General features: G+C 39.7%; 18 protein-coding genes and 2 pseudogenes. 4 read left to right on the top strand and 16 right to left on the bottom strand.

The genetic code is table 11. The annotated features are described in order from the left end of the window. Positions 1-1,035 precede the first annotated feature (1,035 nt). A complete protein-coding gene (locus tag FZ945_RS01290; RefSeq protein ID WP_148801954.1) occupies positions 1,036-2,055 on the bottom strand; it encodes an HdrB C-terminal domain-containing protein in 1,020 nt (339 codons plus the stop codon). A gap of 62 nt (positions 2,056-2,117) precedes the next feature. On the opposite strand from FZ945_RS01290, the gene FZ945_RS01295 reads away from it, so the two are divergent. Together FZ945_RS01295 and truD are read left to right on the top strand one after the other, a co-directional pair. Next, positions 2,118-2,939: a thiamine-phosphate kinase gene (locus FZ945_RS01295; RefSeq protein ID WP_148801956.1), complete on the top strand. Its 822-nt coding sequence runs from the start codon at positions 2,118-2,120 to the stop codon at positions 2,937-2,939. Beyond that, on the top strand, positions 2,917-4,041 hold the full coding sequence (truD, locus tag FZ945_RS01300; RefSeq protein WP_148801958.1) for a tRNA pseudouridine(13) synthase TruD: 1,125 nt from the start codon (positions 2,917-2,919) through the stop codon (positions 4,039-4,041). Before FZ945_RS01295 ends, truD begins: the two co-directional genes overlap by 23 nt. A gap of 233 nt (positions 4,042-4,274) precedes the next feature. Here the strand turns inward: truD and FZ945_RS01305 are convergent, their stop codons facing one another. From FZ945_RS01305 to FZ945_RS10505, 3 genes and pseudogenes are all read right to left on the bottom strand, one after another. After that, entirely contained in the window at positions 4,275-4,895 is a 621-nt protein-coding gene (locus tag FZ945_RS01305) for a Type 1 glutamine amidotransferase-like domain-containing protein (RefSeq protein WP_103608609.1), read from the bottom strand. A 449-nt stretch (positions 4,896-5,344) separates the two neighbouring features. Beyond that, positions 5,345-6,400 (bottom strand): annotated as a pseudogene (locus FZ945_RS10500) (methyl-accepting chemotaxis protein); the annotation flags it as partial. 21 nt (positions 6,401-6,421) lie between these two features. Continuing rightward, a pseudogene (locus FZ945_RS10505) lies at positions 6,422-7,063 on the bottom strand (Cache 3/Cache 2 fusion domain-containing protein); the annotation flags it as partial. Positions 7,064-7,552: 489 nt separating this feature from the next. On the opposite strand from FZ945_RS10505, the gene htpG reads away from it, so the two are divergent. Further along, positions 7,553-9,409 (top strand): molecular chaperone HtpG, encoded by a 1,857-nt coding sequence (gene htpG / locus FZ945_RS01315; protein WP_148801960.1) that lies wholly within the window; start codon positions 7,553-7,555, stop codon positions 9,407-9,409. 141 nt (positions 9,410-9,550) lie between these two features. Here htpG and sdhE read toward each other — a convergent pair whose 3' ends face one another. The 11 genes from sdhE to mltG form a co-directional block, all read right to left on the bottom strand. Then, the gene (gene sdhE / locus FZ945_RS01320) at positions 9,551-10,408 is read right to left on the bottom strand and encodes an 8-methylmenaquinol:fumarate reductase membrane anchor subunit (protein WP_148801962.1); all 858 of its coding nucleotides are present in this window, start codon (positions 10,406-10,408) and stop codon (positions 9,551-9,553) included. A gap of 2 nt (positions 10,409-10,410) precedes the next feature. Then, entirely contained in the window at positions 10,411-11,376 is a 966-nt protein-coding gene (gene sdhB / locus FZ945_RS01325) for an 8-methylmenaquinol:fumarate reductase iron-sulfur subunit (protein ID WP_103647153.1), read from the bottom strand. 9 nt (positions 11,377-11,385) lie between these two features. Continuing rightward, positions 11,386-13,224: an 8-methylmenaquinol:fumarate reductase flavoprotein subunit gene (sdhA, locus tag FZ945_RS01330; RefSeq protein WP_021089067.1), complete on the bottom strand. Its 1,839-nt coding sequence runs from the start codon at positions 13,222-13,224 to the stop codon at positions 11,386-11,388. 430 nt (positions 13,225-13,654) lie between these two features. After that, positions 13,655-14,077, bottom strand: coding sequence for a heat-shock protein (locus tag FZ945_RS01335; protein ID WP_148801964.1), 423 nt, complete (start codon positions 14,075-14,077; stop codon positions 13,655-13,657). Between the two features lie 41 nt (positions 14,078-14,118). Next, positions 14,119-14,670, bottom strand: coding sequence for a 2-oxoglutarate:acceptor oxidoreductase subunit OorC (locus tag FZ945_RS01340; RefSeq protein ID WP_021087611.1), 552 nt, complete (start codon positions 14,668-14,670; stop codon positions 14,119-14,121). Further along, positions 14,667-15,512, bottom strand: a complete 846-nt coding sequence (locus tag FZ945_RS01345) for a 2-oxoglutarate ferredoxin oxidoreductase subunit beta (RefSeq protein ID WP_148801966.1) — start codon at positions 15,510-15,512, stop codon at positions 14,667-14,669. Before FZ945_RS01345 ends, FZ945_RS01340 begins: the two co-directional genes overlap by 4 nt. Next, positions 15,502-16,632, bottom strand: coding sequence for a 2-oxoglutarate synthase subunit alpha (locus FZ945_RS01350; protein ID WP_148801968.1), 1,131 nt, complete (start codon positions 16,630-16,632; stop codon positions 15,502-15,504). Before FZ945_RS01350 ends, FZ945_RS01345 begins: the two co-directional genes overlap by 11 nt. Further along, positions 16,629-16,940 carry a 4Fe-4S binding protein gene (locus tag FZ945_RS01355; protein ID WP_148801970.1) on the bottom strand — a complete coding sequence of 104 codons (312 nt, stop codon included), beginning with the start codon at positions 16,938-16,940 and terminating at the stop codon, positions 16,629-16,631. The genes FZ945_RS01350 and FZ945_RS01355 overlap by 4 nt, the downstream gene beginning before the upstream one ends. An 8-nt stretch (positions 16,941-16,948) precedes the next feature. Continuing rightward, positions 16,949-17,842, bottom strand: coding sequence for a lactate/malate family dehydrogenase (locus FZ945_RS01360; protein ID WP_148801972.1), 894 nt, complete (start codon positions 17,840-17,842; stop codon positions 16,949-16,951). 3 nt (positions 17,843-17,845) lie between these two features. After that, on the bottom strand, positions 17,846-20,020 hold the full coding sequence (locus FZ945_RS01365) for an NADP-dependent isocitrate dehydrogenase (protein ID WP_148801974.1): 2,175 nt from the start codon (positions 20,018-20,020) through the stop codon (positions 17,846-17,848). 63 nt (positions 20,021-20,083) lie between these two features. Then, entirely contained in the window at positions 20,084-21,028 is a 945-nt protein-coding gene (gene mltG, locus FZ945_RS01370; RefSeq protein ID WP_148801976.1) for an endolytic transglycosylase MltG, read from the bottom strand. A 73-nt stretch (positions 21,029-21,101) separates the two neighbouring features. Between mltG and FZ945_RS01375 the strand changes: the two genes are divergently transcribed. Further along, complete coding sequence (locus FZ945_RS01375) at positions 21,102-23,567, top strand: YhdP family protein (RefSeq protein ID WP_148801978.1); 2,466 nt, start codon at positions 21,102-21,104, stop codon at positions 23,565-23,567. Positions 23,568-24,057: 490 nt separating this feature from the next. Here FZ945_RS01375 and FZ945_RS10090 read toward each other — a convergent pair whose 3' ends face one another. Further along, positions 24,058-24,186: a hypothetical protein gene (locus FZ945_RS10090; RefSeq protein WP_262367128.1), complete on the bottom strand. Its 129-nt coding sequence runs from the start codon at positions 24,184-24,186 to the stop codon at positions 24,058-24,060. Between the last annotated feature and the right edge of the window lie 37 nt (positions 24,187-24,223).

The raw sequence follows: 24,223 nt of genomic DNA on the forward strand, positions 1-24,223 counted from the left end.
CACCTCAAATTTCTTCAAATACTAAAAATAATATGTATAAAATTATGCAAAATAATATGATTTTGCATTATGAGAGGTAAAATTTAGAGTTGTGAGCTAGTAAAATTTAAATTTGATCTATTGCGATGGTCGTAAAACATTTAAATTTAAAAAACCAGCGATGTGAAAACTTTTAAATTTAATAAAGTTAGCAGGTTACAGGTGCGTTTTTAAAAGCTGTGTTGTGCCTGTTTTGGGTAAATTTGCATGTAAATATAAAGCTTGCCTGGCTGATTTTTGCTAACATTTTTAAAGTTTTTAAATAGTTGAAGTTAGCGTATTGGGTCAAATTTAAAATAGTGAGCTTGTGGAATTTATAGTATTTTAAGTTAGGCTGTGTGCTTGTTTTTGGTGGTTTTTGGTTGAAATATAAAATCTTGCCTGCTGGTCTTTTGCTTTAAAATAAGTTTGGTGCAAGAGGACAAATTTATAAGAAAATCTGACAAAATTTAAAATAAAGCCAGTAAATTTGGGCTATAAATTTGCTAGATGACGCCATTAGGTAGCGATCTGCTTGGTTGTTTTGGCTTGTGCTATTTTTGTATCGATAGGTAGCGGTGTTATAAATTTAGATGTAGCCATTAATTTTACTAGATTAAGTTTTAAATGATGGTTTGTTAGTTTGAGTAAAATTTGCCATTTTGGTGCTGCAAGGCAAAATGTAAGCATAAATTTTAGAAGTGGCTAGTAAAAATGGATCATAAATTTGACAAGTGTGGCTTGAAAATTTACCTCTAGCTACCGACGTCTTGTTTTTTGGGCGTTATAGCCTTGGTATAAATCTAAATTTACAAGTTTTGCTAGCTTTAAAAAAAAATTAAATTTTGTAGCCTTGCGGCTTGTCTTAAAACTCTTAAATTTAAAAATCTTAGGTCGCAACTTGGCTATTTAATTTTTTAAATGTGTTTTTAGGTTGTTTTAGGCTCGCGCGGTCGTCCGTTTTGCTACTAGCCTAGCATTTACGGCGTCTTTTATATCTTGTTTTTTTGACGCAGCTTACAAATTTACCAAACCAACCTTTAAAACATGCTCTTTTAGGCCGCTTGGTATCTCGCCATTTTCAAGCACCATTAGCTCGCTCGCTCTTAGGACGTAAAACTCTTGCAAGCTTCTATTAGCAGACTTCTCAAGCTTTTTTGCTAGCGTGTCAAAGATATGAAACTCGGCCTCGTTGCTAGCTAGTAAAAAATCAGCCCCACCATCAAATGCAGCAAAAATGATCTTGCTAGCAAGCTTGCAAGCTAGCTCTTCATCGACCTTTAAAAGATCGAATCCACAAGGAATTTTTAGATCTAGCTCGATAAAATTTGCTCTCAAATCGCTTAAGTTTGCTGGCAGTTTATCTTTTATGGCTATCTTAAAATCATTAAATTTGCTAAGTTTTTCTATTTTTTCAAGCTCGTTTTTGTGCTTTTGTGCAGCTTTTATTCCTAAAATTTCTTTAAAAAAATCAATCGCTTCGGTGTATTTTTCGCTACCTTCAAAGAGTAGATCATCAAGCTCGCAGGCTATCAAAACACCGTTTTTAGCGCTAACAAGCTTTAAAATTTCATCATTTTTCTCGTTTTTGTAAAGATGATGAGCTAACATTATCGCAGCAGCTCCTATAAAATTTGGCTCATACTCTCTCACAAAATCAGCGTAAAAATATGGCTTAAAACTAGCGTAAAGCTCTTTATCAGCCCTTTTGCAAAAGCTAGCAAATGGCTCAAATTTAGCCCAAAAATCATCATCATTTATAGCAAGGTCTAAAACCGCTCTTTTTTCGCTAAGCGGGGCGATACAAAGCTCGTCTATAAATTTTTGAGCTAAATTTGCAAGTGGTTGGGTGGTGCTAGCTACGACACCATTTACCTTGACAAAGCCTTCAAAAGGGCTAAAATAGGGGTCTATGCTCTTTACGTGGGCAAAAAGCTCGTTTAAGTTTGCAAAGTCTGAAATTTCTAAAAAATAGGGCTTAAAATATGCCAAAACATCTCTTTTCGCGTCAAATCTAAAAATCTCAACTCTTTGCATCTGTATCCTTTTTTGGGCTTATTTTATCCTAAATTTAAAAGGAGTTTCATTATAATAGCTCAATGGATAAAGAAAATTTTACGATTGCATGCTTTAGTAACGAATATGTCGGCGATGACGCGGCGGTTGCCGACAAAAAGGTCTTTAGCAAGGACATTTTTGCGCAAAATTCGCACTTTAAGCTTGGCTGGCTAAGCCTTGAAGAGACCGGCTACAAGGCTATGATCGTAAATTTTTCAGATACGATCGTGATGAATGCAAAGCCTAAATTTGCCCTTCTTGGGCTTAGTCTGCCAAAGAGCTTCACGCCGCGTCAGATCAGCGAGCTAACTAGCGGCATAAATAGGGCGTGCGAGGAGTTTGGCGTAAAGATAATCGGTGGCGATACGATAAGTAGCTCCATTTTAAACATAAGCGTCAGCGTGATCGGCGAGCTAAAGGGCAGGGCAGTGCTTAGGAGAAATGCTAAATTTGGCGATCTTGTTGCATTTACTGGCAAGCTTGGAGGCAGCCAAAAGGGGCTAAACTCGCTTCTAAGACTGGCTCAAATTTCTAAAAACTCACGCTTTAAAAAGCCTATCTTAAGAGATAAATTTTTTTACAAAGCAGCTCATCTTATAAACTCTGCCATGGATATCTCAGACGGGCTAAAAACTGATCTTGGCAAGCTTTTAAAGGCTAGCAAAAAGGGCGCTAAATTTACAAAAAAACTAAGCAAATTTGAGCTTAGTAGCGGCGAGGAGTACGAGGTTTTATTTACCTTTAGCCCTAAAAATTTAAGTGCCATAAAAAGGATCGCCGCAAAAACTAGGACAAAGATCAACATCTTTGCAAAAATTTCACACAAAAGGTTAAGACAAAATGCAAGAAGCCACCACTTTTAAGCCGCTCTATGCGCTTACTCATGCGCCCATCGAGGCATATTTTTCTAAAAATTCAGATGATTTTGTCGTGCGCGAGATACCGCTTTATGAATTTAGTGGCGACGGCGAGCACTTGATCGTTGAAATTTCTAAAAAAGATATGACAACAAGCGACGCTTTGCACGCCTTAAGCGAGATTGCAGGGGCTAAAATGCGTGACTTTGGCTACGCTGGACTAAAGGACAAGCAGGGCATGACGACGCAGTTTATCTCGATGCCTCGTAAATTTGAGAGCGCGCTTGCAAACTTTAGCCATGAAAAGATGAAAATTTTAAATTTAAACGTGCATAAAAACAAGCTTCGCATCGGACATCTAAAGGGCAATAGCTTTTTCATACGCCTAAAAAAGGTGCTGCCAAGTAGCGCTAAAAAGCTAGAGCAAGCCTTTGTCAGCATCGATAAAATGGGCTATGCAAACTACTTTGGCTACCAGCGCTTTGGTAAATTTGGCGACAATGCTGTAACTGGCCTTGAGCTACTTAAAAATGGCACGATAAATGGCAAAAAGAGCAAAAATGTAAAGCTAAATGACTTTTTGATCTCAGCCTATCAAAGCGATCTTTTTAACCGCTATCTTAGCAAAAGGGTTGAGATTTCAAGGTTTGTGAGTGACTTTAGCCTAAATGAGCTGGCTGAAATTTATAAAAACTTTAGCAAAGATGATATAAAGGCGATGAAGGTGCAGGAGAACTTTTTTAAGCTTTTACCAGGAGATGTTTTGGGGCACTATCCGTTTGGCAAGCTCTTTTTGTGTGAAAATTTAGATCAAGAGGCGCAAAGATTTGCTAAGCGCGATATCACAAGCCTTGGACTTATAGTCGGTGCAAAGGCCTATGAGGCAAGTGGCGTAGCAAAAGAGCTTGAGGATGAAATTTTCGCTGAGGCAGTTTTGCTTACTTCAAAGATCGCTGGCTCAAGGCGCTTTAACTGGGCGTATCTTGAAAATACAAGCTACAAATACAACGAAGAAAACGCTCATTTTAGCTTAAATTTCACACTTCAAAAGGGCTCATACGCCACGGTTGTGTTAGAAGAAATTTTGCATAAAAATATATTTGAATAGGGTAAATTTTCGGACTTTCCTCTTTTGCATAGTGCAAAAGCGACCGCTTACCGTGCCAGAGCGAAATTATAGCGGTTTTTGCTTAATTTTCTAGCCTTAAAAATTAAACTTTGCGTTTTAATTATTTTCTTTATTTATAAGGAAGATTTGCAGACAAAAAGTGATTTTATAGGGAAAATGCTCTGAGTAAATATTTGGCGTATGTTTTATCAGAGATCGCATAAATTTTTATCTCAAAGTGCAATAAATTCAGCATTATTTATAGGTCGCAAATCGTACAAGTCCCCAAATTTCTCCATTATCTCGTGAGTAGCCTCCACAAAAGGCTCACAGCCAAAGTGCGGCACTACGCAAAAATCAACCAAATTTAATCCTGTAAAATCACTCATGTTTACACTACTTTTATCCATAAGCGTAGCATATCTCGTGTCTGGTGCGGCCACGATCGCCCCTGCTGACTCACCGACGTAAATTTTACCAGCTTTAACCGCGTTTTTTATAGCTTGTTCGGCGCACGATTTTCGCAGCTCATTAAGCAGATAAAATGTATTTCCGCCGCTTACATAAATGATGTCGCACTTATTAATAGTAGCTAAAATTTTATCATCTGCAACACAAAACTCATCACATTCAGAAATCTGCGTAACCAAGTTTTTAACACAAGAAATATCAATACGAGTCAGCTTCGCACCAAATTTTTCCAAAATTTTCACCGCTTCATCTACGTAAAAATTCACCTCTTCAAATTTTGCTGCCGTATCGATAAAAGCAACATGCTTACCTTGAAAATCTACCACTTCATTGATCTTGCTCGCAATCTCCGCGAAGTAGGAGCAAAGAAAAATATTTGCCATTCCTTTATTCCTTTTAAAAGATATTTAAATTTAAGAGCCAATTATATCCGAAAATAAGCTTAAAAGATCCGCATTTTGCAATCGTCATGTCGCTCACAAGCTTCCCATATCTTGCACTACAGCTTAGGATTTAGAGATTTATATGGTTTGTATTTTTAGTATACATGGTTGAGTAAGTAAAATTTAAAAATTTAATTATGAATTTGAATGCAAAAATTTAAGGCAAAGTATCGCAATATTTTTTAAGAGTTTTTTCTCTTGTGATCGCAACTTCAAGTAGAAACAACGTAAAAATTTAGCGAAGATAAGAGATATAATCTATCAAGCCAAATTTTTACTAGTTTTATAAAGATAGATTTAAAAGTGGGACTGGCTAAATTTAGCTGGTTTAAATTTAAAAAGGTCCAGCTCTCGCTAGACCTAAAACATTAAATTTAAGAGATAAAAACTTAAGTTCTAAATACACTAAGTTTTGTATTTAGCGCATCTGTCATCTTATTTAGATGCTCAGCTGCAGAAGCTATCTCTTCGACACTTCTAGCATTTTCAGATGAAATTTGATTGATCTCTGAGATGCCATCCATGATCTCATTTACATTCTTGCCAGTTGCGATATAGTCTTGCATAGTCTTATCAGACATCGCTATGGCGTTATTCATCGTTGCGCTCATATCATTTATCGTCTTTTCAACGTCGCTTGCAACGTGGGTTAGCTCTTGAATTTGCTTAGAGTTGATACCCATTTGCTCACTGCTATCATTTATCGCTTGAACGATAACGTTGATAGTTGCGTTTATCTCTGTTAGAGACTTTTGTGTTCTTTCAGCTAGCTGTCTAACCTCGTCAGCAACGACTGCAAAGCCACGTCCATGCTCACCTGCTCTTGCTGCTTCGATAGCTGCGTTTAGGGCAAGTAAATTTGTCTGATCTGCTATGTCGTTGATAACAACAAGTACTGATTTAACCTGCTCAGCGTCACGGCTAAGCTGCTCGATCTTACCAGCCATTTGATTTTCAACATTGGCAGAATCAACTATCTGAGATGATAGAGATCTGATAGCGTCAGTAGCTGTTTTTATATGAGTGCTTGCCTTTTGAAGATCATCTTTGCCAGCTTGAGCTATAGATAGAGACTCTTTCATGCTTTCTTGCATAGACTTACATCTTTGATTTGTCTCTTCGACGATCTGGGTTGATTCTTCTACGCGTTTGCCTGTTTGAAGAGATGTAGAGCTTAGCTCGTTTGCGACTGAGCTGTTTTCACTTGAAAGGTTTTTAGTGTCGCTTATAAGCACTCTAATGCGCTCTATGAAGTTATTTATATCATTACTTATTTTAGCTATCTCATCTTTGCCGTAGATTGGGATTTTAAGAGTAAAGTCAGATGTTATAGCATTTAAATTTGCTCCTAGTCTATCGATAGGATTTGCAACTAGCTTTTTAAGCAAGAAGATAGATACTATGATAAGAAGCAAGGTAACTATAATGCTTGCGATGATGAAGTTTTTGCTAACCACCTTTTGAGGTGTTAAGAAGTCATCAGTAACAGCTGAGCCAAGCACTATCCAGTTTAGCTTGTCAAATGGCTCAAAAGCAACTACTCTCTCAACTCCATCAGTATTAGCGAATTCAACACCTTCTTTTTGTTTCGCTATTTTTTCCATAGCAGCTTTAACATCGCTGCTTAGCTCTTTGCCAGCTTGAGTTGGGTGGATTTCAAATTTGTTAGTTTTTGTATTAAAGATAGAGAAGTATCCATGCTCGCCTAACTTCATTTGTGCCATTGTTTTTTCAAGATCCTCTAGGCCTTCAGTAAAGTCGTAACCAACATATAAAATTCCTATAACGTCGTTACCATTAATAATAGGCTCATATATACTCATATAGTTGTGTCCAAATAGTTTTACAACGCCTACATATCTATCTTTATTAATTACACTTTTAAAAACTTGACTACTTTTATCTAGTAGAGTGCCGATAGCCTTGCTGCCATCTGGCTGCGTTATAGAAGTGCTTACTCTTAAAAAGCTATCGCCTGATTTGGCAAAAACAGTAGAAACTCCGCCTTTCGATGCTCTGCTAAATTTATCGATGACATCGTAGTTGTTGTTTAAAACACCGCCTTGAGAGACTAACTCAAGTGCTTCATAGTTGCCAGTTTTGCTCATTTGATGATCTGTTGAGAATCTCTTTAAAGACACTTAGTAGTGTCTCAGCGTTATTTACATTATCTCTATCAAATAGCTCAACTGTGTCCATCGCAAAAGTGCAACGTTTTGCTGGATAGTTGTCTCTACTCCCTCCTTGATCTCACGCTCTAAGATATGTGACGTGTAGAAAACAAAGCAAGCCATACAGACCGCCAAAACCACAGCAATCGTTGCTGAAACTTTTACCAAAATACTTCGTAAATTCATTTGATTCCCTCCTATAGATTTATGGCTTGATTATACTACTATTTTAAACAAAAACTATATGAATAGCCGTAATTAATAATAATTTCTAAATATATATTATTGTTTTATTTATAAAATATAACTCTTTTGATACATTTGCTAAAATTTATAAATAAACTTGACAGCATTACTATCAATGTTAAGAGTATTTTTATCACTTTGTGCTATAATCTGCCAAAAATTTAAAACAAGGAAAAGAAAATGGCAGATAAATTTGAATTTCAAACCGAGGTCAATGACCTTTTAAATTTGATGATCCACTCTCTTTACTCAAACAAAGAGATATTTTTAAGAGAGCTCATATCAAACTCAAACGACGCGCTTGACAAGCTAAACTACCTATGCTTGACTGATGAAAAGTATAAAAGCTTAAGCTATACTCCAAGGATCGACATCAAAATCGACGAAAAAGCTAAGACTTTAACCATCAGCGACAACGGTATCGGCATGGATAAAGACGAGCTTATCGCAAATTTAGGCACCATTGCAAGAAGTGGCACAAAGGGCTTTATGCAAAGCTTAAGCGGCGATGCCAAAAAAGATAGCTCGCTGATCGGCCAGTTTGGCGTGGGCTTTTACTCAGCATTTATGGTGGCAAATAAGATCGAAGTCATAAGCAAACGAGCACTAAGCGAGAAGGCCTATAAATGGACATCTGATGCAAAAAGCTATGAGATCGAAGATGCTAAAAAAGATGGCTTTGGAACGGATATAATCCTCCATTTAAACGACGATGAATTTGCAAATTCTTGGCGTATCGAAGAGATAGTTAAAAAATATTCAAACCACATCCCTTATCCTATATTTATGGATAAAGAGAGCTATGTCGCACCAAAAGAAGGCGAAAAAGAGAGCACATACGAGAGCAAAAACGAGCAGATAAACAAGGCAAATGCGCTTTGGAGGCTAAATAAAGCTAGCTTAAAAGAGCAAGACTACAACGACTTTTATAAGCAAATTTCACACGACAGCAGCGACCCGCTCCTTTATATCCATACAAAGGCTGAGGGCAAGATCGAGTACTCGACACTATTTTATGTGCCAAGCACTGAGCCGTTTGATCTCTTTAGGGTTGATTATCAAAGTGGCGTGAAGCTCTATGTGAAGAGGGTTTTTATAACTGACGATGCAAAAGAGCTTTTGCCGCCGTATCTTAGATTTATCAAAGGTGTGATCGACGTTGAGGACTTGCCGCTAAATGTTAGCCGTGAAATTTTACAAGAAAATGCGATCATGCGAACTGTTAAAGAGCAAAGTGTAAAGAAAATTTTAAGCGAACTTGCAAAAGTAAAAGATAACGACCGAGAAAAATATATAAAATTTTACAAACTATTTGGAAAGGTTTTAAAAGAGGGACTTTATGGCTTTAACGCTGAAAAAGAGCAAATTTTAGATCTTTGCCTATTTAAAAGCTCAAAAAGAGACGGGCTTATCAGTTTAAAAGAGTACAAAGAGGCGATGAAAGAGGATCAAAAGTCGATCTACTACATCAGCGGCAACAACGAAAATATGCTAAGAAATTCGCCGCTTCTTGAGAGCTTTAAGAAAAACGACATCGAAGTGTTAATAATGGACGAAGAGATCGACACGATCGTCATGCCAATGGTCAATGAATTTGACAAAACACCTCTAAAATCAGTCTCACATGCTGATATAAACGACGAGATCAAAAACGATGAGAAGGTTGATGAGAGCAAGGTTGCAAACACTCTTGTTAAGATGAAAGAGATCTTAAAAGACGAGGTAAAAGACGTTAGGCTAAGCTCAAGGCTTTCAAGCTCGGCTGCGGTGCTAATATATGACAAAAACGACCCTGATTACGCTATGCAAGAGATGCTAAAACAGATGGGACAAGGCGCAAATGCTCCAAAAGTTAAGCCGATCTTGGAGATAAATGCTGATCATGAAATTTTTGCAAAACTTGAGAAAAATGAGGCGATGATTTATGACATAGCGCCTTTGCTTCTTGATATGGCAAGGCTAAATGAGGGCATGAGCCTAGAAAATCCAGCTAAATTTTCAGAACTTTTAACAAAGGTAATGATAAAAGCTATATAAAATTTATAAGCCCAAAGAAATTTGGGCTTTACTCTACTTCTACAAATTTTAAAATTTCATATATTTATTTATTGTCTTTGTTACAGTAAAAATTTTCATTGTGTAAGTCAAATCTCCCACGCCAAAAGACGTGGGATAAATTTACGCTATCTTGCTAGCGTCGATGATGTTTAGATCAAGACCTAGTTCTTCAACAGATAGACCAAGTGCGAGACCTACAAGCTGAGAGAGATGGATGATGGGTTTTCTAACATCTGAGTGGTTCTCATTTTGATATCTCTCTTGATAGATGTCAAGTTGCATTTGACAAAGTGGGCATGGTGTGACAACTACGTCTGCACCATTTTGATCAGCGTTATTTACGATCTGGCTTGACATTTTTCTTACTGATTTTCCAGCTGGATAGCTAGCATGGAAGCCGCAGCAGTCAAGTCTTTTCTCAAACGGCACTATAGTAGCACCAAGTGCGCTTACGACAGTTTCAAAGCTTTTTGGATTTACTGAGCTTTCTCTATTATGCAGATCTTTTTCAGGTCTTAGGCTGTGGCAGCCGTAAAATAGCGCTACTTTTAGGCCGCTAAGTGGTTTAACAACCTTTGCTTTTAGCGTATCGACATTTTGGTAAAGCTCCCAAAGAAGGCTTGTGATCTCGGTTGAGCCGTTATATTTCATATTGCCTTCAGCCAAAAAGGTATTTATACGATCTTTTGCGCCCTTATCAAGCGTGCTTTTTGCTCTTGTTAGAGTTAGCATACAGGTTGAACATGTCGTAAGCATCGGCATATTCATCTGCTCTGCAAGCGCTATATTTCTAGCATTTGCCACAAGCGCAGCCATAGGATCGACGTCTTGTGCTTGTTGAGCACCACAGCAGCTCCAGCCCTTTATCTCGTGAAGCTTCCAGCCAAGTACTGGAGCGATGGCCTCAAGCGACATCTTAGCCTCTTTAGCTGCTTGAGAGAGTACGCATCCTGGGAAAAAAGCGAATTCATTTTGCATAGTTACTCCTTACTAGCAGCTTTGCGAGCCGCATTTATCATTTTTACTAGATCATCATGTCCTTCAATATCCTCTTCACCAAAAATATGAAGCGGATTCATCTTACCAGCGAGCATTAAATTTGCTGCGATATCCATTTTGCCCATATTTTTGATAACGCCTTCTGAACGAAGTGCAAGCTTGATCTCATTTAGTCTGCCTGAGCCATCAACCAGATCAGTCAAAAACGCCTCAGCGTGATCTGGTCCCATGCCCTCATTAAAGCCTTTTTGTATAGCCATGATACGAAGGTCAGTTATGTCACCGCATGCGCTTATGCCTTTTGGACAGCGGTCAGCACACTCTTGGCACTTTACACACATCCAAAGTCCGTTGTCGATAGCTGGTTTTAGGTGTGGCATAGGATCTTTGCTACGTGAGTCAAAAGCGGCTCTATAAGCATGTACAAATACAAACGGCTGCATATAGTCACTCGCATCTGCTTCAAGCTTATTGCACTCGCTAGCACACGCACCACAAAGTATGCAGTCCCACTCAAGCGCTACTTTGTCATACTCTTTTTGGCTTTGCTTGCAGCCTTTTTCGGCGCTAAATTCTGGCTTAGCGGTGATGCTTGGTTTGATCTTGCGTAAATTTTCTATACTTGGCTCCCAATCCACCATAAGGTCTGAGATAACCTTGAAATTTCCAAGTGGTGAAATTCTAATAGTATCTGGGTTGCCATACTCAGCCAAAAGCTCATTCATCTTTGTATCGCAAGCTAGATATGAGTGACCATTTACTCTAACAGCGCACGCACCGCATATTGCTGAGCGGCAAGATGCTGTGAAATTTAACGTAGCGTCCTTTTTTTGTTTGATATCAAAAAGCACTGTTAAAAGAGTTTTGCCTTTGACCTCTTCATTTGTTAGCTCATAAGTTGATTCATATTTTTTAGTTCCGTCAAAACGGTCGATAATAATTTTCATCCTAGCTCCTTACTCTGGCTTCTTGCCGTCAAGTGAAAATATGCCTGTCACAACATCTTTGTAGCCAAGCTCCAACTTGCCGTCTTTTAGTGTGACTATGCTGTGTTTTAAGAAATTTACATCATCTCTTTTTGGATAGTCCTCTCTTGTGTGAGCGCCACGGCTCTCAAGACGATTTTGCGCTGCAAGACATGCTGCACGAGAAAGAAGTATAAGGTTGCCAAGCTCGACATAGTCAGTAAATGCTGTGTTCATGACTGGGTTTTGATTTGGCACTTTAAGGGTGTCATATTTTGCTTGGATAGCTTCTAGGTTTTTAGAGAGTTGATCAAGTTTTGCACCAGTTCTAAAGATACCCATTAGATCCCAGTTGTTTTTACCAAGCTCTTCACGAAGTGCGTACATATCATTTACGCCGCCCTCGCCTGTTGCTATAGCTTTAAATTTATCTTGCCACATTTTTGCTAGCTCAGAAGTTTTCTTACCGCTTGCAAATTTTGCATTTTGAGCGTAAGCGCCAGCACCTTTGCCAGCTAGATCGCCAGTTACAACTGCGTCAGTTAGACTGTTACCACCAAGGCGGTTTGCACCGTGGATAGATACGCATGAAGCCTCACCACCTACGTAAATTCCAGGGATTTTTGTGCTCATATCATCAAATTTAGCTACCTCTATACCACCCATTGAGTAGTGAGCTGTTGGGCGGATAGGCACTGGTTGCTCGATAAGGTCGATGTCTTGGAAAAGCATAGCAGTGTGGCGAATTTTTGGAAGCTTTTTCATGATAGTATCTTTGCCAAGGTGACGAACATCACAAAGCACATAAGCGCTCATGCCCTCGCCAAAGCCTCTACCCTCGCGAATTTCTGTCTCGATAGCACGAGCGACGACGTCACGAGGAGCTAGCTCCATCTTTTCGTGATAGTTTTTCATAAAGCGCTCGCCCTTGTTGTTTAGCAAGTAACCACCCTCGCCACGAGCTGCTTCTGTGATAAGCGTGCCGCCATTTTGAACGCCAGTTGGGTGAAACTGAAGCATCTCAGGGTCTTCAAAACCAAGACCTACTTTAAGCGCAGCAGCTATGCCATCGCCTGTTGCTATAAATGGAACTGATGTGCGGTTATAGAAAATTCTAGTGTATCCGCCAGTTGCGATGACTAGAGATTTGCAAAGAACTGGGTAAATTTGACCATCTTGGATGTTGCGAAGAACGACGCCTTCGACCTTGCCATCTTCAAGTCCGATCTCAAGTAGCTCGTGATCCATTAGAAATTTAACGCCAGCTGTTATAGCGTCGTCAAGACAGGCGTGCATCAAAACGTGGCCAGTTTTATCAGCTGCATAGTTACAGCGCTTTTTGCTAGCGCCACCCATGAAACGAAATGCCACGTCGCCATTATCTTTACGAGAAAAGAGCATGCCGTTGTAGTCTAGCTCGTGGATGACTGCGCCTGCTGCCTCGCAAAATTTCACTACCGCATCTTGATCAGCAAGATATGCTGCACCTTTTACAGTGTCATAGGCGTGAAGCTTGAAGCTGTCGCCATTGCTAAAGTCAGTAACGCCGTTTATGCCGCCCTCTGCCATACAGGTAGCGTTACGTGATGGCATCATCTTTGTTGCGACAACGACGGTTGAGTTTGGATATTGCTTGCGAACGGCTGTTGCTGCACGAAGTCCAGCACCGCCAGAGCCGATTATTAGCACATCAACAGATGGCAAGCCATTTTCATTGCCCTTTGGCAACTCTCCAGCAAAAACATTGGTCGCACCAGCTGTTGTAGCTAGCGCACCTACGCTGATACAGGCGCTTTGTAGAAATTCTCTTCTGGTAAATTTTTCACTCATTGATAACTTCCTATTTTAATAAGTTTATTAGCGTTAAGACGCACCGCCAGTTCATTTCTTAATATTTTTTAAAACAACTATATTAATAAAAAAATTAATAATGAAACTTTACATAAAATTTACTTAAAAGAAACATAAAGATTTATTTTAGGTTATATAGTGAGATTTAATAGCTAAAATCATTTAGTAAAAGACCATTTTATCGTATTTGTAGTTACTACTTATAAATTTATTATTTCGATAAAGATAAAAATAATATTATCGTGCAAAATATATTAATGAAAATATATAAAATGTTATAAAATAGCTAATTTTACGTATCTTTGAGGATATTACTTAAAATTAAATAAATAATTAAAACTAATAAATTTAAATGGGATAAAAATCGTATGATTATCAAGAATCATATAAATTTGTAGATTTTTGATAGCTAGAGAGTAAAATGATAGATAGCCCCATAGTGTCTGACTGAAATAATAAAGCTTAAATTTATATCAAATATCTCAATGTCATCAAGTGACGGATACCAGATATCGCTAAAAAAATTAAGGAGATCATCAAAGCGCAAAATATCAATGTTCTCAAATTTATTAAAATTTATGCAAATTTCATTTGGTGTGGCTATGCTAAGCTCGCTAAAAGCGGTCTTGAGATCAAAATTTTTTTCGTCCGCATTAAAGCCATCAAGCTTGCTAAATTTATCTATCTTAAAAAACTCATCTACATCATTTAGGCTAAATTTATGAAGTAAATTCTCTCTTATCTTTAAGCACTCACCAGCCGGCAAGCTTCTAAAGATCGGCATCTCAAAGCCATATTCTTTGCGGAAATTTTCTAGTTTTATCTGATCCATTTTGGGAGGTTTTGGCTAAATTTAAATTTAGCCAAATTTTCTTATTTTAAAAGCTCTTTTGCGTATTTTAGCCCTAGCTCGTAAGCTTTTGCGTTTGCCTCTTTGACCTTAGCTGGCACGCTTGCTAGCATCTCTTCACGCACTAAATTTTCATCCATGCACCTACTCATCGCCACAGCCACACCAAGAGCCACGACGCTTTGAGTGATGACATTACCAACCTCGTCTTTTGCGATAGAGATGATAGGAATTTCATAAATTTTCCAGCGCTTTTTGTCTTCATCGCTTACTTTTACCAAATTTGGCTCGACAACGATCGCACCGCCCTCTTTTACGCCACTTTTAAAGGCGTTGTAGCTTATCTGCGCGGTGGCAAGCATAAAGTCTATCTCACCCTCGTTTGCATAAGGGTATAAAATTTCTTTCTCGTCAAGTATGATATCGACCTTCGTTGGACCGCCACGCACCTGAGATGTGTAGGTAGAGGCCTTGACGCCGTAACCGCCTGCTTTTATCTTGGCAGCTGAGAGGATCTCGCCTGCTAGTATGACGCCCTGTCCGCCAACGCCGACAAATCTTAGTTGTGACTTCATGCTAGCTCCTTAAAATCTATCGCTTCGCCGCTCATAGCGGCCCTTCTTACCTTGTCGTAAGCCTTGGTGTATTCGATCTTTTCTTCATCTTTGTGAAGCACGCCAAGTGGGAAAATGCTCTTTTTCTCTTCGTCACTTAGCATGTCAAATTTGACCTTGCTCGTCGTGCGGCCCTTTATCCACTCTAAATTTTTCACCGCCTCGCCCATTTTGTTTTTGCGACCTAAATTTATGTGGCAGTTTGAAAATACATCAAAAAAGCTGTATCCATCGTGGCTAAAGCCCTCTACAAAGAGCTTTGTAAGCTTCTCCGGCTCGATGACGCTTCCACGCGCAACAAAGCTAGCACCTGCGGCGGTTGCGAGCTTACAGGCGTCAAAGCTAGGATCGATGTTACCATACTGCGCTGTGACCGTCCACATGCCCTTTGGCGTGGTTGGGCTGGTTTGCGAGTTTGTTAGCGCGTAGATGAAGTTGTTGATTAAGATGTGATTTAGTCCGATATTTCGGCGGCATCCATGTATCGTGTGGTTGCCTCCGATCGCTAGTCCGTCGCCATCGCCAGTTACAACTATGACGTGCTTGTCTGGGTTTGCCATCTTTACGCCAGTGGCATAAGCTACGGCTCTGCCGTGAGTTGTGTGGATGGTGTTGCAGTCGAGATATCCGCTAAAACGCCCAGAGCAGCCTATGCCTGAGACCACGCAAACGTCGTTCATATCCCAGCCCATGGTGTCGATAGCGCGGATTAGCGCCTTTAGTATGACGCCGTCGCCACAGCCCCAGCACCAAAGAGTAGGCATTTTATCTGTTCGTAAATATTTATCGTAATTAAAAGCCATAAATTTCTCCTATCTTCGCCTCGATCTCGCTTGGACTTATCGGTCTGCCGTTTGCTTTTAGCAGTTTTGCAAAGTCATCTCTTAAGATGATCTTTGAAATTTCGCCACTATACTGGCCTAAATTTAGCTCGCAGACTAAAATTTTCTTAAATTTATCTGATATCTCTTTTAGTTTTTTAGCTGGAGCTGGGAAAAGTGTGAGTGGCTTAAATAGCCCTACTTTTAGCCCTTTTTCACGTAAATTTAATATCGCTTGCTTAGCTGAAAGCGCCACGCTACCAAAGGCGATGATGCAAATTTCTGCGTCATCAAGCATAAATTCTTCATATTTCTCGCACTCATCAGTGTGTAAATTTATCTTATCAAATAGCCTATTCATCGAGTATTCAACGATCTTGCCATCTTCTGTTGGAAAGCCAGTTGAGCCGTGATGAAGCCCAGTTATGTGGTAGTGATAGCCTTTAAAGAAAGGATTTAGCGTGGCTGGTGCGTCTGGTGCGGCCTCGTATGGTTTATACTCTTTTGGCTCGCCATTAAATTCTCTTCTTTTATAAATTTCTAGCTCGTTGATTTCTGGCAAACTAACCCTTGCTTGCATGTGACCTATCGTCTCATCAAGTAGCAGCATAACTGGCGTCATAAACCTAGCTGCAAGATTAAAGGCGCGCACGGTTTGCGTATAGCACTCCTCTAGGCTACTAGGCGCTAGCACTATCATATTTACATCGCCGTGAGTTGGGTTTTTAGCCTGCAAGATATCGCCTTGTGCGACGCGGGTAGGCAGACCAGTTGAAGGGCCACCGCGCATGACATTTACGATGACAAGCGGTATCTCAGCGATAAAGCCAAGGCCTATTTGCTCAGCCTTTAGTGAAATCCCAGGACCAGAGCTAGCAGTCATCGCCTTAGCTCCACTCGCACTTGCACCAAGAGCTACTGAAATTCCAGCTATCTCATCCTCCATTTGTATAAATGTGCCGCCATGTTTTGGCAAAAGCACGCTTAACTCGTGGGCGATCTCACTGCTTGGAGTGATAGGATATCCGCCAAAGAAGTTACAGCCACACTCGACTGCAGCCCTTGCTACTAGGGCATTTCCAGTTGATACTACCTCTCTCATGCGCTCTCTCCAAGTTTTGCAAATTTATTTGCCTTTACGGCCACAGCTCGCTCTTTGCTTTCAGGCGTTAGCTTTGCAAATTTAAAGCCTTTATCAGCCACATAAATGGCAAAATCAGGGCAGTGAAGCTCGCAGTCACGGCAGCCTATACAGGAGTCTGGGTGGACGACCTCTATCATCTTACCAAGCACGGCATTTGGCTCGAGCCTCATACCTAGCACGCCCGCTGGGCAGTAGCTCACGCAGATATCACAGGCCTTACACCTGCTCTCATCGACCCAAACGGGCACATTTTCTTTTACTATCATCTATATTCCTAGTCCAAATTTTCTTTTAAAAATTTAATGTTTTTTCTGATCTCAGCTTCGCTTTTGCTTAGTTGCTCTTGCTCGTTTTCGTCTAAATTTAGCTCTAAAATTTCCTTTAAGCCCTCACGTCCAAGCCTTACTAGTCTTCCGCAGCTTAGCTCATCGTTGAGTAGCACGCTAGCGCTTATTATCTCATCGCTCTTACCCATGATCATCTCGCACATCTTCACAGCCGCAGCCGCTGGCGCGTAGTAAGCTGATGTGCCAAGTAGTTTAACGATCTTTGCGCCGCCTGTGCTTGTCTCTTTTTTAAGGGTTTCTAGCTCGGTATCGCTTAAATTTAGGTTGATATTTTCTTGAGCGACGATCATCTCATCGTTGTGAGCGCCAACGATCTTTGTTTTTAGCTCTTTTGCGCCCCTATTTTTTAAAAGAGCTAGCTCATATCTGCACCTTGCGCTATCTAGCTCGCCAGCCATGCCGACTACCTTGTTTTTGCTAAAACCGCTAAATTTATGTGCCGTCCAAACCATCACGTCAAGCGGATTTGTAACGACTATTATCACCGCATTTGGTGCAAATTTAGCGATATTTTGCGCTGTTTGCTTTACGACTACGGCGTTTTTAAGCAGCAAGTCCTCTCTGGTTTGACCATCTTTCCTTGGACTTCCAGCAGTTACAATGACGATGTTGCTACCTTCTAACAAAGCAAAGTCCTCGCCACCACAAACGCTAGTTTTAGCGTTAAAGACGCAACTTGACTGCGCTAGGTCGATCGCTTTTGCGCGCGCCACGTCGCCAAATATATCTACAAGCGCGATCTCATCGCAAAGCTCTCTCATGCAAAGCGCATAAGCTATGCTAGCACCGACGTTTCCAGCTCCAACTATACTTATTTTCATCTCTTATCCTATTATTTGATTTAAAATTTCACTTGGTCTCATGACCTCATTTGCTCTTGCTTCATCTAGCAGGTAGTATCCGCCAAATTCCACGCCTGCACCATCATTTTCTCTGATCTGCCTTAAAATTTCGCTCTCATTTTTCTCTAGCTCGTCTGCTAAATTTTCAAAGATTTTACTTAAAATCCCGCCACTTTTTGCCATCTCTCTCGCCCAAAATAGCGCTAGATAAAAGTGCGACTCCCTAGTATCAAGAGTGGCATTTGGAGTTTTGTTTTCATCCAAATAGCTAGCAACAGCTCTATTTAGCGCGTCACTTAGCTCTTTTGCTTCTTTTTTTTGCCTAAAAAATGCTAGATGTTCAAGCGAAGCACTAAGTGCTAAAAACTCGCCTAAGCTATCCCAAAGCAGGTGATTTCTCTCTTTTAGCTCTTTTACAAGCGTCGGAGCCGTTCCACCAGCACCTGTCTCAAACATCGCTCCACCAGCAAGTAGTGGCACTACTGAGAGCATTTTTGAGCTGCCACCTAGCTCAAATATCGGGAAAAGATCGGTTAGATAGTCTCTTAAAACGTTGCCAGTGACGCCTATGACGTCTTTGCCGGCTCTTATTGCTTCAAGCGTTTTTGTAGTTGCTTGCTCGTAGTTTAAAATTTCAAATTTCACGCCAGCACTAGTAAATTTATCTCTAAATTTTTCAAATTTAGCTATCAAATTTCTATCATGAGCGCGGCTGCTATCTAGCCAAAATATAAGCTCATCTTTTGAAATTTCGCCTCTTTTTAAAGCAAGCTCAAACCACGTATTTATCGCATCTTCTTTTGCCTGCGTCATCCGAAAAATGTCGCCACTTTTGACGCTAAATTTAAAGACACTCTCGCCAGCTTCATCAAAAACAGCAAATTCTCCGTCCTCTTTTGCGATGAAAGTCTTATCGTGGCTGCCATACTCTTCGGCCTTTTTAGCCATTAGTCCCACGTTTGCCACGCTGCCGATTTTACTCACATCAAGTGCGCCATGCTCCTTAAAGTCCGCCACGCAGGCCTCATAAACCCTAGCGTAGGTCCTATCTGGAATCATACAAAGTGAGAAATTTAGCTCGCCGTTTTTGTCTTTTACCTTGCCAGAGTTTCTAATGAGCGCTGGCACGGAGGCGTCGATGATGACGTCATTTGGCACGTCAAAGTTGATGGCATTTTCATTTAGTGCCCAAATTTTTGCTTTTTTGCTCAAAATTTCATCAAATTTAGCCAAAATTTCATCTTTATTTTTAAGAGTTGAAATTTTAGAAAACATATCTTTTAAGCCGTTTTTTGCCTCAACGCCGTGAGCCTTAAATTCCTCAGCATATAGCTCAAAAACCTCTTTAAAATAGCTCTTTATTGCATTTGCAAAGATGACTGGGTCACTAACCTTCATCATCGTGCATTTTAGATGTAAGCTCAAAGTCAAATTCTCTTTTAGCGCCGTCTCAAAGCAGCTTTCATAAAATTTATCTAGCTCATCTGCGCTTAAAAAGGTAGCATCAACTATCTCACCACTTTGTATGGCAAGCTCTTTTAAAAGCTCTTTTTTACCATCTTTGCTTATGAAATTTATATAAAATTTCTCATCTTTTTCTGCGATTATTGAGCGCTCATTTTCATAAAAATCGCCCTTTTGCATGTAGCAAATTTTAGTTTTATTTGCCTTGTCCCAGCTGCCGTTGCTATGTGGGTGCTTTTTAGCAAATTCTTTAACCGGCGGCAGGACTCTTCTGTCTGAGTTTCCTTGTCTTAGCACTGGATTTACCGCACTTCCTAGCACTTTTTGGTATTTTTTAGCGACCTCTTCGTCGTAGTCTGTGATGATCTCATCTGGATAAAAAGGCACGTTTAAGCCCTTGCTTCTTAGCTCAGAAATCGCCGCTTTTAGCTGAACGAGCGTGGCTGAGATGTTTGGCAGTTTTATGATATTTGCCTCTTTGTGCGCGGTTAGCTCACCCAAAAGCTCTAGCTCATCGGCCTTATTTAGCCCAAGCTCTTTGCTAAAAAGAGATAAAATTCGCCCAGCTAGGCTTATGTCAGCTCTAGTTATGCTAATGCCAGCGCGGGATAAAAAGCTCTTAACGATAGGAAAGAGAGAGTAGCTTGCAAATAGCGGTGCTTCGTCGGTTTTAGTCCAGATAATGTCACTCATTTTAGCCCTTTTGATTTTTTGAAATTTATCACGTTTTTTATTAAAGCTAGTTGTATTTTAGCCCTATTTTGCGATATTTTGATTGTGCTCGCTTAAGGTTTTTGAAAAAATGTGTTTTTTTGCCTTTTTATCAAGCACAAAGTATAGATAATCGCTCTTTGCAGGGTTTATCGCCGCTTTTATCGCACTTATAGAGACGCAGCAGACTGGACTTGGCGGTATGCCGTCGTTTAGATAGGTGTTAAACTCGCTCATGTCGCTTCTTATGCGCTCAGCCGTGATCACATCGTGCGAGTAGATGCCATAGTTTAGCGTGCCGTCCATCTGCAGCCTCATGCCCTTATCTAGGCGGTTGTAGATGACTGAGGCGACAAGTGGCATCTCAGCGTCGTTTGCGGCCTCTTTTTGGATGATTGAAGCGATGGTTAAAATTTTAAACCACTTTTTCTCGTTATATTCGCCAAAAATTTTTCTGCTGATCTCGCTTTGCGCCTTTTTAGACGAATTTACAAGGTAATATGCCAGATGCCTCTCGCTGATGCCAACTGGGATCTTATAAGTATTTGGCATCAAAAAGCCATCAGCGACTGGTGCAAGGGCGTTATACTCGCTATTTAGTTTTGCTCCGTCAAGTCCAAGCTGGGCAGCGATTTGATTTAAAAAAACGATAGTAGTTTCGCCAGGGATGAGCGTGATCTCGGTCATCGCTGCCTTTGCCTTGGCTAATTTTTTTAAAAAATCAATCCTTGAAATTTTATCTTTGCCTATCTCGATCCAGCCAGACTGAGGCGAGCCGATGAAGCGCATGGCGTACTTGTCGATCACACTTAAGTTAAAGTTGCGATTAGCTAAATAAGATATAATCTCGCCTACACTTCCCTTTGGCACAAAGACGACTTTGCTCGTGTTTATGGGGCGTGCCAAATAGACAAATACGCTTAGGAAAACGATGAGTACGATATCAAAGAAAATATCTAGGTATGGCTTTTTTATAAAATTTTTTATCATCTTGATTCTTTCGCTTCTTTTGCTTTTAAAATACGGCATAAAAATTAACGATTTCGAGTTTTACGGCGTAAAATTGGAGCAATTATATATAAAGTTAGATAAAAAATTAATTGTAAGAGCAAAGCAGATCAAGCTACCAAGCTTTAAAAAAGACGTGGCGCAAAAAGCTAGCGACAAGCAACTTTTAAACCTTAGTCAAGGCGTTGATTATCTTGAGACCTTTTTTCAAGAAATTTCGCTTGAGAGCGTGCAAATCGGCGATGATTTTAAGATCAAAATTTTATTTTTAGATGATATATTTTTCGTTGATAGCCCTTATCTAAACATCGATATCAAATTTCAAAATAAGCAGAAAGATGGCATAGACCACTTCATAGTAAAAAATTTAAGTTTTAAAGACTTTAATGTCAGCATTAGCGGCGAAGGTAGCGCAAATTTTGACAAGGATGATTATAAATTTGATGGAAATTTCACCTCGCACGAGCTAAATGGCAAGCTTAGCTTTGCCTTAAAAGATACGCTTTTAACCTACAAGGCCTATGACGTAAATGCTGGCAGCATAAAGGACTTCATCGCTGAGCTTGATAGCCGCATACACCTAAACAGCGAGGTTAAAAACTGGATATATGGCTACATCGTGGCTGATGACTATCACCTAAATGAGATAAATGGCAAGGCTGACCTTAAAAAAAATGATCTTTTCTTAAACGAGCTAAATGCGACTGCAAATGCCAAAAATTTACTTGTTAAATTTGATAAAGGCTTGCCAGCCGTAAATGTCGCTGAGGCAAACATCACGCTTAATAACTCAAAGCTTAAATTTGACCTTACAGCTCCAGTTTATAAAGGCAAAAAGCTTGATGGCTCAAATGTCGCGATAAATAATATCTTTGATGAAAAAAGTGCAAATTTAGAGCTTTTTATAAAGACAAATTCTATTTACGATGAGGCGATAAATGAGATACTAAGAGCTTATAAGATCAACGTGCCAGTTAGGCAGCTAAGCGGCAAAATGGACGCTGGCTTAAAAATTTTGATAAAGCTTGATGAGAAGAGCTTAGAAAATTTTGATGAAAAAAGCGTCATCGCAAATGGCGATTTTAAGATAAGTGATGCGGTTTTAGATATCGCTGGGAGTAAATTTAATGCTAAAAGCGCCCTTGTAAAGCTCGTAAATACTTCGGCGCTAAACATCGATGCAAGCGGCTTTGGGCTTGATTTTTTTAGGGCAAATGCAAAAGCCAATATAAATTTACAAAAAAGCACCGGCGAGATAAAAGGCGTCATAGAGAGCTTTGATCTAAAAGAGAAAAGTGATAAAATTTTAGCCCTTAAAAATGAGCCATTTAGCGCGCTTCTTGACTTTAACAAGCCAAATGAAACAACGCTTAGCATTGAGCCTTTTGGGATAAATTTAAGCTTTGGCGATGAGAGCACGATAGCTACAAAAAACAGCAACTTCATCATGCAAAACTCCCCAGTTTTAAAGCAAAATGGCGTGCTTGGCTTTGATGATGTGAGCATAAAGAGCAAGGACTTTGTTAATCTTGAAATTTTGGCAAAAGGGCTTAAATTTGACATGCCGTTTTTGGATAAAAATGGCTCAAAATATGATAGAGATGACTTTTTGATCACGGTTTCAAGGGCTGGCGTAAAGGTGCAAAGTGCGAGCAAAAAACTCTCTTTAAATATCGCCGAAAAAGGCATAGAAGTTAAGAGCAACGACCTAAATTTGCTTGTGCTTGATGGCAACAGCACAAAAGAGCAAAGCACGCCACTTGAGCTCTTTGCAAAAAATGGCGACATCATCTTGCAAGATCTAAACAAAACCTTGCCATTTACCAGCTTTAGCGCCGAGAAAAAAGGCAAAAGCACCTCGCTAAATGGACTAGCAAAGCAAGGCAGAGTTGGATATTTTAGCGATGAGAAAAGCATAAATTTGGACGCAACTGATATAAGCGGCGAGTTTATAAATGGTCTTTTAGGTACCAAGAGCTTTGAGGGCGGTAAATTTCGCCTAAAAATGCTTGGAGAAAACTCTAAAAATTTCAAGGCTGAGGTGAGATTTTTTGGCACGTATCTAAAAGACTACATCTTTTATCAAAGGCTCTTAAGCTTTTTAAACTCGGTGCCGTCGCTTCTTAGCTTTAAAACACCTGACTTTAACGACAAGGGTTTTACTGTTAAAAACGGCAAAATTTTACTTACTAGAAAGGGCGATGTGATCGAGTTTTTAGCGATTGAAATGATAGGCACGAGCGCAGATATCGGCGGACGCGGCACGATCGATCTAAATAGCAAAAAGATAAACATCGATCTTGAGCTAAAGATACTAAAAGACGCAAGCGGCATCATCGACAAGATCCCACTTATCAATCAAATCATCCTTGGCAAAGACCGCTCGCTCTCAACCGTCATCGCCATACGCGGCACGACTGAAAAGCCCGAGTACTCGACGCAAATATTGCGAGATGCCCTACTCTCGCCACTAAAGATAATAAGAAACGTCCTGCAGGCTCCATTTTTGATATTTGAGTAAAGTGTTGCGCAAAAATATTATTTTAGTATAATTGCGGCGAAGTTCACGGCGGAGCTTATTATCCGCCACTCATTCTAAGTATCTTGCCAGATCCTCATCAAAACAAAACAACGCATCATTAATAAAATCTTCTAACATTTGTGGATCAATGCCTACTAAAGTTTTACCAACACGAATTGAAATTCTCGGCGTTTGATCGTCATTTAGCTTATAAAGATTTTCAAAATGAAATGCTCGGTTTCGAATTTTAACAGCAAGGTCATATAAAATCTTTACTTTTTGATAGTTTAAAAGTTTATTTTTGCGGTTAAATTTAGAATACTTTTTAAAATCAAGCTTATCAAGATTAACGATATCATTGTGAATTTTGGCTTCATCGATGATTTTTGCCCAAAATCCAAAAGTTTGCTTTGAGGCAAAGAGATCATCTAGCTCAAAGTAGCCACCAAACGATTTTAAAATACTATCAATGCTCTAAAAAGCTAGATTTCTAGTGGCAAATTTCTAAAATACCAAGTTTTGGAGCTAATGCCTGTACTAGCAAAAAGTTCTTTTTATGCTCTTGCTCGTTTTTATAGCTCTTTAGGCGTTTGGTTGAGAAAAATTTAACACTATCCATAAAAAATCAATAAATTCATAAAATTTTACGCATTATA

Origin of the sequence: Campylobacter concisus (genome assembly GCF_902460535.1) — a bacterium.
GTDB classification, from domain to species: domain Bacteria; phylum Campylobacterota; class Campylobacteria; order Campylobacterales; family Campylobacteraceae; genus Campylobacter_A; species Campylobacter_A concisus_AS.

Bases quoted from the DNA above. Each gene is read 5' to 3' on its own strand.
- FZ945_RS01290 (WP_148801954.1), bottom strand. From the start codon at position 2,055: ATGCAAAGAGTTGAGATTTTTAGATTTGACGCGAAAAGAGATGTTTTG.
- FZ945_RS01295 (WP_148801956.1), top strand. From the start codon at position 2,118: ATGGATAAAGAAAATTTTACGATTGCATGCTTTAGTAACGAATATGTC.
- truD (WP_148801958.1), top strand. From the start codon at position 2,917: ATGCAAGAAGCCACCACTTTTAAGCCGCTCTATGCGCTTACTCATGCG.
- FZ945_RS01305 (WP_103608609.1), bottom strand. From the start codon at position 4,895: ATGGCAAATATTTTTCTTTGCTCCTACTTCGCGGAGATTGCGAGCAAG.
- htpG (WP_148801960.1), top strand. From the start codon at position 7,553: ATGGCAGATAAATTTGAATTTCAAACCGAGGTCAATGACCTTTTAAAT.
- sdhE (WP_148801962.1), bottom strand. From the start codon at position 10,408: ATGCAAAATGAATTCGCTTTTTTCCCAGGATGCGTACTCTCTCAAGCA.
- sdhB (WP_103647153.1), bottom strand. From the start codon at position 11,376: ATGAAAATTATTATCGACCGTTTTGACGGAACTAAAAAATATGAATCA.
- sdhA (WP_021089067.1), bottom strand. From the start codon at position 13,224: ATGAGTGAAAAATTTACCAGAAGAGAATTTCTACAAAGCGCCTGTATC.
- FZ945_RS01335 (WP_148801964.1), bottom strand. From the start codon at position 14,077: ATGGATCAGATAAAACTAGAAAATTTCCGCAAAGAATATGGCTTTGAG.
- FZ945_RS01340 (WP_021087611.1), bottom strand. From the start codon at position 14,670: ATGAAGTCACAACTAAGATTTGTCGGCGTTGGCGGACAGGGCGTCATA.
- FZ945_RS01345 (WP_148801966.1), bottom strand. From the start codon at position 15,512: ATGGCTTTTAATTACGATAAATATTTACGAACAGATAAAATGCCTACT.
- FZ945_RS01350 (WP_148801968.1), bottom strand. From the start codon at position 16,632: ATGAGAGAGGTAGTATCAACTGGAAATGCCCTAGTAGCAAGGGCTGCA.
- FZ945_RS01355 (WP_148801970.1), bottom strand. From the start codon at position 16,940: ATGATAGTAAAAGAAAATGTGCCCGTTTGGGTCGATGAGAGCAGGTGT.
- FZ945_RS01360 (WP_148801972.1), bottom strand. From the start codon at position 17,842: ATGAAAATAAGTATAGTTGGAGCTGGAAACGTCGGTGCTAGCATAGCT.
- FZ945_RS01365 (WP_148801974.1), bottom strand. From the start codon at position 20,020: ATGAGTGACATTATCTGGACTAAAACCGACGAAGCACCGCTATTTGCA.
- mltG (WP_148801976.1), bottom strand. From the start codon at position 21,028: ATGATAAAAAATTTTATAAAAAAGCCATACCTAGATATTTTCTTTGAT.
- FZ945_RS10090 (WP_262367128.1), bottom strand. From the start codon at position 24,186: ATGGATAGTGTTAAATTTTTCTCAACCAAACGCCTAAAGAGCTATAAA.